The sequence below is a fragment of the Elioraea sp. genome (assembly GCF_022842375.1).
Classification (GTDB): Bacteria; Pseudomonadota; Alphaproteobacteria; order Acetobacterales; family Acetobacteraceae; genus Elioraea_A.
The window spans coordinates 1-13,577 of sequence record NZ_JALHPR010000052.1 but is presented as its reverse complement, the minus strand read 5'-3'; the positions used below and the strand labels follow the sequence as shown (position 1 = coordinate 13,577).

Genomic DNA, 13,577 nt, shown 5'->3' with positions numbered 1-13,577 from the left:
CGCCATAGCTTCCGCTGTCGCCGCCGCCGTCGCCACCCCTTCCGCCAGTGCCGCCGGCACCGCCCGCGCCACCGGCTCCGCCCAGGCCACCAGCGCCGCCAAAGCCGACCGCCCCGCTCGTGCCGCCGCCGAGGGCGCCGGGAGGAACGGTGAAGGTCGCGCCCGCAAGCTTGGCGTCATTACCGACGATGAAGCGCGCCGGATTCTGCCCGATCAGCGTCACCTGAGCGCCTTCGAGATCGAGCGTGCCCTCGAACAGGAACTCGGCCACGCCGCCCGTGAGCCGCGAGGTCCATCCGACGCCGTTGACCGCGCCGCTCGAGGCGCCGTTGATCGTGCGGTTCGTCGTGTCGATGGTGTAGACGTCCTGTGCGGCCGCCGCGAGCGGGGTGAGGACTGTCGACCCAAGCAACACAACCCGCCAGAGCCGCTGGCATATGGCTTGCGAAACGTTACGCATCGTACCCTCCTCTGTGCCAGGTCGGGTCAAGATGGCCGTCGTTTTCGTCTTCTTCGGCCCGTCGCACTGGCGCGTCATGCGGTGCGCGGACGTGACCCACCCGCACGTGGAACGCTACCCGCTGCGCACGACGCTGCGATTGATGTGACGCAACACGAAGGGCTATTCGTGCGGCCCCCGGCGTGCGGATGCGGCCGCGGGGGGCCGCTCGCTACTCCAGCCTGAACCCCCGGGCGCGGACGAACGCGCCGAAGCCCGGCCGCTGCGGGCTCGCATACTGCCGCGCCTTGTCCTCCGACCAGCCATAAGGGTGCACCTCGCCGAAGCGGGCGACGTCACGCTGCTTCGGGAAGGGGCGAACACCCTCGCGGTAGCTGTCATACGCAGCGATCCCGGCGGCCACGTCGGCGCCAGCGTGCGTGTTCTCGTGAACGGTGAGCGAGAGCGGCAGGCGCGGGCTGATCGGTGCCTTGCTGTCCGGCCAGCCGACACCCAGGCCCGCCACGGGAAACACATGCGGCGGCAGGCCCAGCAGGTCGGACACCTTCTCGGCCTCGTCGCGGATCGCGCTGATCGGGCAGGTGGCGAGCCCCGCCGCCTCGGCGGCGATGATGAAGGCGGAGAGGACGATGCCGGTATCGAGCGTGGCATTGAAGAACGGATCGAGATGATCATTGGCATAAGGGTGGCCGCGCAAGTCATGGATCGCCCGCTGCCGCGCGTTGTTTGCACAGAACACCAGCAGCACGGGCGCTGACTTCACCCAGAGGTTCTCCGGCAGCCAGCCCTCGATCGCCGCGCGCTTGGCCGGGTCAGACACCACCACGATGTCGGCCTGCTGGAGATCCGATTTCGAGGGTGCGGACAGGGCGACCGCGAGCAGGAGCCTCAGGAGGTCGGGCGGCACCGGCCGGTCGAGATACCGGCGGTTCGACGATCGGCCCGCGATCCGCGCGAGCGTGGCCAGCGCGGCGGGGTCGAGCCCCCCGGCTCCGGCTGGGGGAACCGGCACCGCCTCGCCAAAGCGCAGTGCGAGGTCGGCCGCCATCGCCGCGCGGGCGTCGTTTTCCCTGTCACCCATCGTCATCGCCTTCCCCATGCCGGTTCCGCCACGGATGCTGCGCCGGCACGGCAACCGCCGCAACCTGGGGCAGCGCGGGAGGCCGGTCGTTGCGGTGCAGCAAGTGCTGCGACGATCAATCAGCCTGCCCGGCAATCGCAATGGTTGCGCCACATTCTCGCCACAAGTCATGGCCTGGACATGACCAACCGTTCACGAACCTGTTGCCGATGTCATTCCGCTCTATACAAGGACTGTTCCAGGAGGTAGGGCAGCATCATGTGCAGGATCATGCCCCGCCGCGAAGCACTGCTCCCAATGCTTGCGGCCATGCTGTGCCTCTCCTTCCCCACCCACGCTGATGCTCAGCGTGGACTGGGATACGGAGACCAGGCACAGCGAGCCGAAGCGCCGCGCGAACCGACAGAAGCACGCGTTGTTGCGGCCAACAGGACCATTCCGTCTGATCGTGGTGGCCAGGCGCGGGCCTGCCTCGTCGCGGCGGCCGAGGCGGAAGTGCGGCTCGGCCTGCCGCGCGGGCTCCTCGCCGCGCTGGCGCTGACGGAAAGTGCCGCGCACCCCTTCGCCGTCGGCACGCCGCAGCGCTCGCACTACGCCTCCTCGCGCGAGGAGGCGATGCGCATTGCCGCGCGGGCAGGCGAAGGCGCGTCGGCCGGCTGTTTCCAGATCAATGTCGGCGTGCATGCGCCAGAGGACCCGGCCTGGGTGCTTGACCCGTGGCAGGCAGCGTTGTTCGCAGGCCGCAAGCTTGCCCGCCTCGCCTCTGCCGGGGACCAGGATTGGGGTGCCGCCGTGATCCGCTATGCCGGGGCGCGGCCTGGCACGGAGGCAGCGAGCTTGCAGCGGTGCCGGGTGGCGGGAAGCCTTGCGGGCATCGGCCAGGTGCCGCCGCCAGGGCTCGGCACCGCCGGTTGCCGCGCGGGGGAGCTTCGCGTCGCCCAGGCCAAGGCGCGGACGATCTCCGCCCGCGCCAATGGTCCTGAGGCCGTCGCAGCGCTTCCCTGATTGCCAGGGCGGGTCACACCGGCGTTGCCGGCGGCACCGCGGGCGGGGCATCGAGGACGTCACGCACCCGGGCGAGCAGCTCGCCGCGCCGGTAGGGCTTACCGAGGATCTCGAACTCGCCCGCGTATCCGCCGTCACGGTCGACCACCTCCGCGGCGAAGCCGGTGGCCAGCAGCACGCGGATGCCGGGGAACCGGTCGCGCGCCGTGCGCGCCAGCATCACCCCGTTCATCGCCCCCGGCATGATGAGGTCGGAGAACAGCAGGTGGATGCCGGCCTGTTCCTCGAGGATGGCGAGCGCCGCATCCCCGTTCGGGGCCGACATCACGCGATAGCCGCTGTCCGACAGGATGGCGGTGGCGAGTGCGGCGATATCCGGCTGGTCCTCGACGACGAGGATGGTCTCGCTGCCCAGCAATCGCGGCTGCACCAGCACGCTGGGCGACACGCGCGACGGCGCGTCGCCGATGCTGGCGGGGAAATAGAGCGACACCTGCGTGCCCCTGCCTTCCTCGCTCGTGATCCTGAGGCTGCCGTTCGACTGCCGCATGAACCCATAGGCCATCGAGAGGCCGAGGCCAGTGCCGCGTCCCGCCTCCTTGGTGGTGAAGAACGGATCGAGCGCGCGAGCGAGCACCTCGCGCGGCATGCCGCCGCCGCTGTCGCTGATCGTCAGCACGACGTACCTGCCGGCCAGCAGGTCGGCCGGCGCGTCAAGGTGGTCATTGCCGACGGTGCGGTTCGCCGTCTCGATCACGATGCGCCCGCCGTCCGGCATCGCATCGCGCGCGTTCATGAGGAGGTTCAGGATCGCCATCTCCGCCTGCACTGGGTCGAGTCTGGCGTTCCAGAGATCGGCCTCGAGCCGTGTCTCGACGGTGACGCCGACGCTCAGCACCTTTGCGGCCATCGCCCTGATCGTCCTAACGAGGTCGTTGAGGCAGACGACGCGGCCTTCAAGGCGCTGCTTGCGGGCAAAGCCAAGAAGCTGGCGCGTCAGCATGGTGCCGCGGTCGGCCGCGGCGGAGATGGTGGCGAGCGCGGCTTCGGCATCGGCGTCGCCCTGGCCGGCGAAGCGCGGGCGCAGCGTGTCGAGATAGCCGGTGATGACCTGCAGCAGGTTGTTGAAGTCGTGCGCGATCGAACCGGTGAACTGGCCGAGCGCCTCCATCTTCTGCGCATGCCGGAGCGCCTCCTCGGCGTCATGGCGCCGCGAGACGTCGAGCTGGCTCGAGAAGAAATAGCGAAGCTTCCCTGAGCGATCGACCAGCGGCGAGATGAACAACGCATTCCAGAAGGCCGAGCCGTCCTTCCGGTAGTTCATGATTTCGGCCGAGAACACTCGCCGTTCGTTCACCGCCCGGCTGAGCCGCGCCACGGTCGTGCGGTCGGTCTCCGGCCCCTGGAGGAATCGGCAGTTGCGGCCGATCACGTCTCCCTCGCGATACCCGGTCAGGTCGAGGAAGGCACGGTTGGCGAAGATGATCGGGTTGTCCGGCTGGTAGGGATCGGTCACCACCATCGGCATGCGGGTAATGCTGACGGCCTCGAAGAAGAGCGCCTCCTCCTCTGCGAGGGCTGCGGCCGAAGGCCTGTCATCGGGGGATTGACGCTCTGACATGGGCGGCACCTTCCTTTCCAGCGGGACCAGGACCGGGCGGGGTTGACAGGAGCCCGGCGCGAGCGTCGTATAGGCGTGTGTTCCTAGGAATATTTATCTATCCTGGGACGCCACGTCAAGCGCTGGAGCGCACGGGTGCTGCGTTCACAAAATGGGTGTGGGATCGACGGGCTGGGCCCGCCGCTCAGTCGTGAAGGGCGCCGTGCTGGCGCAGGAAGCCGAGCAGCGGCAGCAGCGGCAGGCCAAGGATGGCCGCATGCTCCCCCTCGATCGCAGCGAACAGCCGCACGCCGAGGGATTCGACCTGGTAGGCGCCGACAGAGGAAAGAACCGCCTCGCCGGCCGCCTCGAGATAGGCAGCGATCATGGGCCCGGTCAGCGGGCGCATCACCAGCCGTGGCCGTGCCACGTGGCGCCACAGCACCACCCCGCCGCGCATGCAGAGGACTGCCGTGACAAGGCTGTGCGCGCGCCCCGAAAGCGCGGCGAGTTGTGCCGCGGCCGCCGCCCGGTCGGTGGGCTTGTCGAACCACTGCCCGTCGGCGACGAGGATCTGGTCAGCCCCGATCACCACGGCGCCGGGCACCCGCGAACTGATCCTTCGCGCCTTCAACTCCGCCAACAGCAGTCCTGCATCATCCGCAGTGATGCCTTCTGCCTTCGCCGCTTCCTTCACGCTTTCCTCATCGACGCCCGGCGATGCGGTGTCGAACGCAAGCCCGGCACCACGCAGAAGCGCAGCCCGCGTCCTGCTGGTCGATGCGAGCACGAGGGGGATGTCGGTATTCTGCAACAAGGTGATCTGCATCAGGGCGCTTTGCGCATCAGGGCGAGGGGCCGGCGGGCTTGGCCTGGCGCTGGCGCACATGCCAGGCCTCCATCAGCTGGATCACGGTCGTCGCCGTCTCCTCGATCGAACGCCGCGTCACATCGACCACGGGCCAGCCGCGGGCCGCACAAAGACGCCGGGCGACAAGAAGCTCGGCCTTCACCGCGTCCGGGTCGACATAGGCGCTTTCGGACTGCTTCACGCCATCGCCGCCGATGATGCGCAGGCGATGGCGCCTGATCTCGATCAACGAGGCGACGTCGATCGTGAGCCCGACCACGGGAACGGCTGGCGCCTCGAGCAGACGCGGCGGCTCGACGCCAGGCACGAGCGGGATGTTCGCTGCCTTGATGCCGCGATTGGCAAGGTAGAAGCAGGTTGGCGTCTTGGAACTCCGCGAGACGCCGACGAGGATGAGATCGGCCTCGGCGATGCCAGCCTCGCCCTGCCCGTCATCGTGGGCCAGAACGTAGTGCATCGCGTCGATCCGGCGGAAATAGTCGGCATCCATCACGTATTGCCGCCCGGGCTTGCCCGTCACCCGCGCGCCGACATACTCGGTCAGCATGTCGAGGGCAGGGTCGAGCACCGAGACCGAGGGAACGCCGAGGCGCGAGCAGAACGCCTCGAGCTCGCCGCGCAGCGACCGGTCGGTGAGCGTGAACAGGACCGGCCCGGGTTCCTGCTCGATGCCGGCGAGAACACGGTCGAGCTGGAAGCGGCTGCGGATCAGCGGCCAGCGATGCTGGACGGCATGAAGGCCCTCGTACTGCGCGAGACAGGCACGCGCCAGGGAGTTCAGCGTCTCGCCGGTGGCATCGGACACGAGATGAAGATCCAGCCTGTCGCGCATGGCCGGCACGGAACAGCATGTGCAGCTTCCGCACAAGGCCTGTGGATGGCTGTGGATCAGGGGGACAACCGGCCCCATGCGACTGGTCGATCGTCGGGGCGGCCCCGGCGCCTCCATCCCTCCCCCGGCGCGAACAACATACCTTGCTGCACCTGCTATCTGGGGACGGACCAGAAAAATGCTGTGCCTGTCGCCCCTTGGACCCGTCACCTCGTGTGGACCACCGCGCCCCATTCGCGGGCGCAGCGGTGATCCTCGATCTCCACAGGCCCTACTACCTCCTTCACCTTTCCTTTAAGGATTCTTCAAGTGACAGTGGGGTCAGGGAAAACGCGGAATGACGGCACACGGGGCATGATGGACGGCATGACACGAACGAAGCCTTTCCTCGCTGCACTGGGCGGCGAGGTGATCCGGCCCGCGCCGCTCTGGCTGATGCGCCAGGCGGGCCGGTACCTGCCCGAGTACCGTGCGCTCAGGGCCAAGGCACCTGACTTCCTCGCCTTCTGCCTCAACCCCGAGATGGCGGCCGAAGTCACGCTCCAGCCGATCCGCCGCTATCACACCGACGCGGCGATCCTGTTCGCCGACATCCTCGTGCTGCCCTTCGCGCTCGGCCACCCCGTCACGTTCGAGGCGGGCGAGGGACCGCGGCTTGAACCGCTCACGACGCGCGCGCAGCTTGACCGTCTCGACATGGCGCGCGCGGTCGAGGTGGGTGCACCGATCAACGAGACCGTCCGCCGGGTGCGGGCGGCCCTGCCGGCCGATGTCGCGCTGATCGGCTTCGCGGGAAGCCCGTTCACCGTCGCCGCCTACATGGTCGAGGGGCATGGCTCGCGCGATTTCGCCGCGGCGAAGGCGCTGATGTACGGCGATGCGCCGCTGTTCGATGCGCTGATGAACCACCTGGTCCACGCGACCATCGCCTATCTCTCCGCCCAGGCTGATGCGGGGGCGGAGGCGCTGATGCTGTTCGACAGCTGGGCCGGCGTGTTGAGCCCGGCCATGTTCGACCGCCACGTGATCGTGCCGACGGCGCGGATCGCTGCAGCGCTGAAGGCGAGGCACCCGCATGTGCGGCTGATCGGCTTCCCGCGCCAGGCGGGCGGAAGCCTGATCGCCTATGCCGAGGGGGCGGGCGTCGACGCGGTCGCGCTCGACACTGCGGTTCCACCTGCCTGGGCCGCTGCCGCGTTGCCGCGCAACGTGACGTTGCAGGGCAATCTCGACCCGTTGGCGCTGGTCGCCGGCGGCGATGCGCTCCGCGACGAGACCGAGGGTGTTCTCGACGCGATGGGCGACCGCCCTTGGATCTTCAATCTTGGCCATGGCGTCGTGCCGCAGACACCGCCCGAACACGTCGCCGCGTTGATCGCCCAGGTGCGGGCGAAACGATGACCATCCTGCCGACGACCGGCCCGCTGGCGCATAGCGGCACGACAAAGCTTGCCGGCATCATTGGCTGGCCCGTTGCGCACAGCCGAAGCCCTCGCCTGCACGGGTACTGGCTCGACCGGCACGCGATCGATGGTGCCTATGTGCCATTGCCGGTTCGGCCCGAGAACCTCCTCACTGCCGTGCGTGCGCTGCGCGACCTCGGCTTCCGTGGCGGCAACATCACCATCCCGCACAAGGAAGCCGTGGTCGCTGCCTGCGACAGGCTCGAGGCAAGTGCCGAGCGTGCAGGCGCGGTCAACACGCTGGTGTTCGAGGATGACGGCACGATCGTCGGTGCGAACACCGATGGCGCCGGCTTCGTTGCCGCGCTCGCGCAGAACGTCCCGGCCTACGCGCCGCAGGACGGCCCTGCCGTGCTGCTTGGCGCTGGCGGCGGGGCACGGGCGATCGCCGCCGCGCTGGTCGATGCTGGCTGTCCCGACGTGGTGCTCGTCAACCGCACCCGCGCACGTGCCGACGCACTCGCGAAGGCACTCGGCAAGGGTGTGTCGGCGGCGGACTGGTCGGATTTCGGACCGCTGTCGCGCGCAGTGCTCGTGGTCAATTGCACGAGCCTCGGCATGGCCGGGCAACCGCCGCTCGACGTCTCGCTTGATCATGTCCAGGCCCATGCCGTGGTCACTGACATCGTCTATGTGCCACGCACCACTGCCCTTCTCGCGGAGGCCGCCTCGCGCGGCCATCGCACGATGGGTGGACTTCCGATGCTGCTGCACCAGGCCCGTGTCGGTTTCTCGCGTTGGTTCGGGGTGACGCCGGTGGTCGACGACGCGCTTGTGCGCTTCGTTGCCGGCGACATTCCCGAGCGTTGAGCATGTCTTGCGCGTGATCGGGCTCACCGGCGGCATCGGCATGGGGAAATCGACCGCCGCGCGTGCATTCCGCCGTCTCGGCGTGAAGGTTCACGATGCCGATGCTGCCGTGCACGGCCTCTATGCGAAGGGTGGTGCCGCCGTCCCTGCCGTTGCCGCACTTGTTCCCGAGGCGGTGCGGGACGGTGCGGTGGACCGCGTCTCGCTGGGGCGGGCGGTTCTCGGCAACCCTGCCTTGCTGGCCAGGCTCGAGGCTGCGGTGCACCCGCTCGTTCGCCGCGAGGAAACACGGTTCCTGCACCGGGCACGCCGCCGTGGCGACACGGCCGTCGTGCTCGACATTCCCCTGCTGTTCGAGACGGGCGGTGACAGGCGCGTCGATCGCATCGTCGTCGTCAGCGCGCCGGCGTCGGTGCAGCGTGCGCGCGTGCTGAAACGCCCCGGCATGACGGATGACCGTTTCGCCGCGATCGTGGCGCGCCAGATGCCGGATGCCGAGAAGCGCCGCCGCGCCGATGTGGTGGTCCGCACAGGCCTGTCGCGCTACCACGCACAAGCCCAGCTTCGCCGTGCCCTGCCATTCCTGTTCGGGGAACGCTGATGCGCGAGATCCTGCTCGACACCGAGACGACGGGGCTTGAGCCGCTGGGTGGGCACCGCATCATCGAGGTGTGCTGCCTCGAACTCCGCAACCACATGCCGACGGGCCGACACTTCCACGTCTTCGTCGACCCTGGCCGCGAGATCGACCCGGATGCGGAACGGGTGCATGGCATCAGTCGTGCGTCGCTGATCGGCAAGCCTGGATTTGCCGACATCGCTGACCCGCTCCTCGCCTTCCTGGGTGATGCGCCGATCGTGGCGCATAACGCCCCGTTCGATTTCGGCTTCCTCGACGCCGAGTTCCAGCGCCTGTCACTGCCGCCGCTTGCCCGGTCCCGGATGGTCGACACGGTTGCGATGGCGCGCAGGAAATATCCCGGCCTGCCGGCGAGCCTCGATGCGCTCTGCCGCCGTTTCGACATCGATCTCAGCCAGCGCACGACGCACAACGCCCTGCTCGATTGCCGGCTGCTGGCGCAGGTCTATGTCGAATTGCTGGGTGGACGGCAGCCTGGTCTCGGCCTCGTCTCCACCGCCGCCTCGCGCGCCACCGGGCTTGCCGCACCGGTCGCGCGGACCCCGCGGATCATCATCGTGTCGCCGGCCGAGGCCGAGGCGCATGCGGCGTTTCTTTCCCGCCACGTGAAGGAACCGCTCTGGGCTGCGTTCGCACCAGCCAATGTTGCACCAGGGAATGTTGCACCAGAGAATGTTGCACCAGGGAATTACACACCGGCGAATGCAGCAGGCGAGGCCTGAGGGGGATAGGATGTCATGTGATTGGACGACGCGCTGGCTCCGACGTCTGCTGCTGCCCCTGGTGGCGATGGCGATCGCGCTGCCGGCGGCAGCCCAGCGCGGCGCGATCGACGACAGCGCCGATGTGCCGCCGGCCAGCGGCGAGGAGATCCTCGCCACCGTGAACGAGGCATGGACGGGCGATCTCGGCGGCATCCGCGAACGCCGTCTGCTGCGCGTGATCACCACCTACAACCGCACCAATTTCTTCATCGAGCACGGCCAGGGCCGCGGCCTGGAATTCGAGGCACTGACGCGCTTCGGCGCCTGGTTCGCCGATCGTCGCACACCGGATGCGGCGCGCGGTGGCCCTGCGGTCCCGATCAGGGTCGTGTTCGTCCCGGTGCCGCGCGAGGAGTTGATCCCCGCCCTTCTCGCCGGGCGTGGTGACGTGATCGCCGCTGGCCTGACCGTGACGGATGCGCGTGCCACCCGGGTGCTGTTCACCGATCCCTACATCAGGCGGGTCGATGAGGTCCTCGTCCGCCACAAGGATGCACCGGAGCTCGCCGCGATCGAGGACCTCTCGGGCCGTACGCTGCTGCTGACGCGGGGGACCAGCTATGTCGCCAACGCGCGCGCGCTGTCGGACCGCCTGGTCGCCGCCGGCCGGGCGCCGATCCGCATCGTCGAGGCGCCCGCGCATCTGGAGACCGAGGACGTGCTCGAGCTCATCGGCGCGGGCGCGGCCCAGTACACCATCGTCGACGACCATCTCGCCGAGGTCTGGGACAAGCTTCTCCCCAATCTCGTCGTGCAGCACGGCGTTCATCTCGTCTCGGGCGGCACGATCGCCTGGGCGGTGCACCCTGGTGCGAAGGCGCTGCAGGCCGCGCTCGATGCCTTCCTCGGGCCCCTGCTCGCCGACCGCGCGACGGCGATGACGATCTATCGTCGCTATTTCGAAAACGTGACGTTCATCCGCAACCCGTGGGGCCCGACGGAGCGTGACCGCATTCGTGTCCTCGCGCCGCATTTCCAGAGTGCGTCGGAGCGTGTGGGCTTCGAGTGGCTGCTGATGGCGGCACAGGGGTTCCAGGAAAGCCGGCTGGACCCCACTGCGCAAAGCCATGTGGGTGCGCGCGGGGTGATGCAGTTGATGCCGGCGACGGCGCGCGAGGTCGGCGTGCGCAACATCGACGATGCGGAGGACAACATCCACGGCGGCGTGCGCTACATGGAGCGGCTGCGCGAGACCTACTTCAATGACCCGGCGATCCCGCCCGAGGTGCAGATCCAGTTCGCGCTGGCCGGCTACAACGCCGGGCCGAACCGCATCAACCGGCTGCGGCAGGAGGCCGCCAAGCAGGGCCTCGATCCGAACCAGTGGTTCGGGCATGTCGAGCGCGTGGTGCAGCAGCGCGTCGGCTCCGAGCCGGTGCGCTATGTCGCGAACATCTTCGCGGTCTACGCGACCTACGCGATGGCGAACGACCTCCTGGCCGACAGGGCGGAGGAGTTGAAGGCGTTCCGCGAGGCGATCGGGGAGCAGCCGGCCGCAGCACCATCAACCCCCAGGTGATGCCATCGGCTTTCGTCATCGGCACGCTCGCTGGCCATGCGGCCGGTGCCTTTGCAGCGCCGATGGTGCGCACCCCGCGCCTCGTCGCGGTCAGCGAGGTTGAAGTGGAAGCCCACACGGCCTTTCTTTCCGGTTTCGTCAGGGCCGCCCTTTGGGCTAGCCTCGCTCCCGGAGCGGAGTGATCCGTTTCCTGGAGACAACCAGCCGTGCCGATGGCGAGGCTCCTACGCCGGTCTGCGATCGCCGCTGCCACTGTCTTCCTGATGGCGACCTTCCAGGCCTCAGGCCAGACAGGGGCGATCGTCGACACCGAAGACCTTCCGCCACCGACTGGCGAGGAACTCCTTGCCATCGTCAACGAGCACTGGACGGGAGATCTCGACGGTATCCGGGAGCGCCGCCTGCTGCGCGTGATCACCACCTACAACCGAACCAACTTCTTCATCGATCATGGCCAGGGCCGTGGCCTCGAATTCGAATCGATGGCGCGCTTCGCCGCATGGTTCAACGACCGCCATACGAAGGATGACGACCGCGGCGGCCCTGCCGTTGCGATCCGCGTCGTGTTCGTCCCCGTTCCGCGGGAGGAGCTGATCCCTGCCCTGCTCGACGGCCGCGGTGACGTGATCGCGGCGGGACTCACGGCGACGGAGGGGCGCACCCACCAGGTGCAGTCCGCCAAGCCCTATATCGAGCGCGTAGACGAGGTGTTGGTGCGGCACAAGGACGCGCCGGCGCTGGCGACGCTCGACGATCTGTCCGGCAAGACGCTCCTGCTGACGCGTGGCACAAGCTATATCGGGAATGCGCGGGCGCTGTCGGAGCGTTTCGTCGCCGCCGGCCGCGCACCGATCCGGATCATCGAGGCACCACCCTATCTCGAGACTGAGGACGTGCTCGAGCTCGTGAACGCCGGTGCCGCACGCTACACCATCGCCGACGATCACCTCGCCGAGGTGTGGGCCTCGCTGCTTCCCGACATCGTGGTGCAGGACGATGTCCAGCTTGTCTCCGGCGGAACGATTGCCTGGGCGGTGCGGCCCGACGCGCTGGCGCTGAAGGCGGCGCTCGACGCCTTCACCGGCGTGCATCTGGCCGACCGCTCGAGCCTCATGACCATCTATCGCCGGTATTTCGAGGATACGCATTTCATTGACCAGCCATTCGGGCCGGGCCAGCGCGACCGCATCCGCCAGCTTGCGCCGTTCTTCCAGAGTGCGGCGGAGCGCGCGGGCTTCGAGTGGCTTCTGATGGCGGCCCAGGGCTTCCAGGAGAGCCGCCTCGACGCGCGGGCGCGAAGCCGAAGCGGCGCGCGCGGGGTGATGCAGCTGATGCCCGCGACGGCGCGTGAGCTGGGGGTCAGGGACATCGACGACGCCGAGCAGAACATCCACGGCGGCGTGCGCTATATGGAGCAGCTGCGCGAAGCCTATTTCAACGACCCGGCGATCGCGCCGGAGGAGCAGATCAGGTTCACGCTTGCCGCCTACAACGCCGGGCCGCGCCGGATCAGCCTGATGCGCCAGCAGGCGGCGGCCGAAGGGCTCGACCCGAACAAGTGGTTCGGCCACGTTGAGCACGTCGTGCGGCGCCGCATCGGCTCCAGCCCTGCACGCTACGTTGCGAACATCTTCGCCTACTACACGACCTACAGCCTGGCCGCCGACCTTCTGGATGATCGCGGCGACGAGCTCACCGCTTTCCGCGAGGCGCTCGGCCAGGCCCGGCCATGACGGCGCGGCGGGCCGTCAGGCGTTGGCGGCCGGCGGCGCCATGCCGGCGTCGGTCTGGGCGCGGCGGCTCTGCCACAGGGCGAGGAAGTCGATCGGCTGCAGCAGCACGGCGGGAAAGCCGCTCTCGCGCGTCACGTCCGACATGATGGAGCGTGCGAAGGGGAACAGCAGCCGCGGCGCCTCGACCAGCAGCACGGGCTCGAGCATGTCCTGCGGGATGGCGGTCAGCGTGAAGACGCCCGCGTAGTCGAGTTCGACGATGAAGCAGGTCTTGTCCTCGACCTTCGCCTCGGCGCGGATCGACAGCACCACCTCGAACGCGCCATCGGCGACGCGGCGCGCGTTCACGTCGAGGTTCACCGCCACCTGCGGCGCCTGGCGGACCTGGACGAAGATGTCCGGCGCGCCTGGCACCTCGAAGGAGAGGTCCTTCACGTACTGGATGTTGATCGCCATGCCGGGCGTCGCGCCCTCGGCGCCCTGGGGGGCGCCGTTGGGGGGAAGCCCCTCGGGATTGCCTGAACCATTCCCTGGGCCGTTGCCGCGGATGTCGGTCATGATGTGGTCCTCTGCCGTGCCGTGTGGTTGGCGGTATCGTTGGCACGCCCGCTACCACGGTGCGCGGGAAACGTCACCCGTCCGCCGGCCCCCTAGCCCTCCAGCCTGGCCAGTACCGTGCAGATATGCGCGCGCATCGCCCCCTCCGCCGCCGCGCCGTCGCGATCGGCCAGGGCGGCGACCAGCGCGCGATGCTCGGCGAAGCTGTGGTGGCCGGGCGGCGGGCGCTCGCCGGGGCCGC

Annotated in this window: 14 protein-coding genes; 7 read left to right on the top strand and 7 right to left on the bottom strand. The window is 68.8% G+C overall.

Annotated elements, in window-relative coordinates; all coding sequences use genetic code 11:
* Nucleotides 1-460 (bottom strand): hypothetical protein (locus Q0C38_RS22390; RefSeq protein WP_291299358.1); only part of this gene is annotated, 460 nt, incomplete at its 3' end.
* Nucleotides 461-671: 211 nt separating this feature from the next.
* A complete protein-coding gene (locus Q0C38_RS22385) occupies nt 672-1,559 on the bottom strand; it encodes a nitroreductase family protein (RefSeq protein ID WP_291299357.1) in 888 nt (295 codons plus the stop codon).
* Between the two features lie 279 nt (nt 1,560-1,838).
* On the opposite strand from Q0C38_RS22385, the gene Q0C38_RS22380 reads away from it, so the two are divergent.
* Nucleotides 1,839-2,546: a hypothetical protein gene (locus Q0C38_RS22380; RefSeq protein WP_291299356.1), complete on the top strand. Its 708-nt coding sequence runs from the start codon at nt 1,839-1,841 to the stop codon at nt 2,544-2,546.
* A 13-nt stretch (nt 2,547-2,559) separates the two neighbouring features.
* On the opposite strand, the gene Q0C38_RS22375 is transcribed toward Q0C38_RS22380, so the two are convergent.
* The 3 genes from Q0C38_RS22375 to Q0C38_RS22365 all read right to left on the bottom strand — a co-directional run bounded on the left by Q0C38_RS22375 (nt 2,560) and on the right by Q0C38_RS22365 (nt 5,849).
* Complete coding sequence (locus Q0C38_RS22375; protein WP_291299355.1) at nt 2,560-4,167, bottom strand: histidine kinase famiy protein; 1,608 nt, start codon at nt 4,165-4,167, stop codon at nt 2,560-2,562.
* A gap of 184 nt (nt 4,168-4,351) precedes the next feature.
* On the bottom strand, nt 4,352-4,975 hold the full coding sequence (locus Q0C38_RS22370) for a Maf family protein (protein ID WP_291299354.1): 624 nt from the start codon (nt 4,973-4,975) through the stop codon (nt 4,352-4,354).
* A gap of 16 nt (nt 4,976-4,991) precedes the next feature.
* Nucleotides 4,992-5,849, bottom strand: coding sequence for a pyruvate, water dikinase regulatory protein (locus tag Q0C38_RS22365; protein ID WP_291299353.1), 858 nt, complete (start codon nt 5,847-5,849; stop codon nt 4,992-4,994).
* A gap of 357 nt (nt 5,850-6,206) precedes the next feature.
* On the opposite strand from Q0C38_RS22365, the gene hemE reads away from it, so the two are divergent.
* The 6 genes from hemE to Q0C38_RS22335 all read left to right on the top strand — a co-directional run bounded on the left by hemE (nt 6,207) and on the right by Q0C38_RS22335 (nt 12,778).
* On the top strand, nt 6,207-7,250 hold the full coding sequence (hemE, locus tag Q0C38_RS22360; protein WP_408870058.1) for a uroporphyrinogen decarboxylase: 1,044 nt from the start codon (nt 6,207-6,209) through the stop codon (nt 7,248-7,250).
* Complete coding sequence (locus Q0C38_RS22355) at nt 7,247-8,122, top strand: shikimate dehydrogenase (RefSeq protein ID WP_291299351.1); 876 nt, start codon at nt 7,247-7,249, stop codon at nt 8,120-8,122. Before hemE ends, Q0C38_RS22355 begins: the two co-directional genes overlap by 4 nt.
* Before the next feature lie 7 nt (nt 8,123-8,129).
* Complete coding sequence (gene coaE, locus Q0C38_RS22350) at nt 8,130-8,723, top strand: dephospho-CoA kinase (protein WP_291299350.1); 594 nt, start codon at nt 8,130-8,132, stop codon at nt 8,721-8,723.
* Nucleotides 8,720-9,484, top strand: coding sequence for a DNA polymerase III subunit epsilon (dnaQ, locus tag Q0C38_RS22345; protein ID WP_291299361.1), 765 nt, complete (start codon nt 8,720-8,722; stop codon nt 9,482-9,484). Before coaE ends, dnaQ begins: the two co-directional genes overlap by 4 nt.
* A 67-nt stretch (nt 9,485-9,551) precedes the next feature.
* Complete coding sequence (locus Q0C38_RS22340; protein WP_291299360.1) at nt 9,552-11,045, top strand: transglycosylase SLT domain-containing protein; 1,494 nt, start codon at nt 9,552-9,554, stop codon at nt 11,043-11,045.
* Between the two features lie 212 nt (nt 11,046-11,257).
* Nucleotides 11,258-12,778: a transglycosylase SLT domain-containing protein gene (locus Q0C38_RS22335; RefSeq protein ID WP_291299349.1), complete on the top strand. Its 1,521-nt coding sequence runs from the start codon at nt 11,258-11,260 to the stop codon at nt 12,776-12,778.
* 15 nt (nt 12,779-12,793) lie between these two features.
* Here Q0C38_RS22335 and secB read toward each other — a convergent pair whose 3' ends face one another.
* Nucleotides 12,794-13,336 carry a protein-export chaperone SecB gene (gene secB, locus Q0C38_RS22330; protein ID WP_291299348.1) on the bottom strand — a complete coding sequence of 181 codons (543 nt, stop codon included), beginning with the start codon at nt 13,334-13,336 and terminating at the stop codon, nt 12,794-12,796.
* Nucleotides 13,337-13,428: 92 nt separating this feature from the next.
* On the bottom strand, nt 13,429-13,577 hold a 149-nt coding region (locus tag Q0C38_RS22325), incomplete at its 5' end, for an FCD domain-containing protein (protein WP_291299359.1).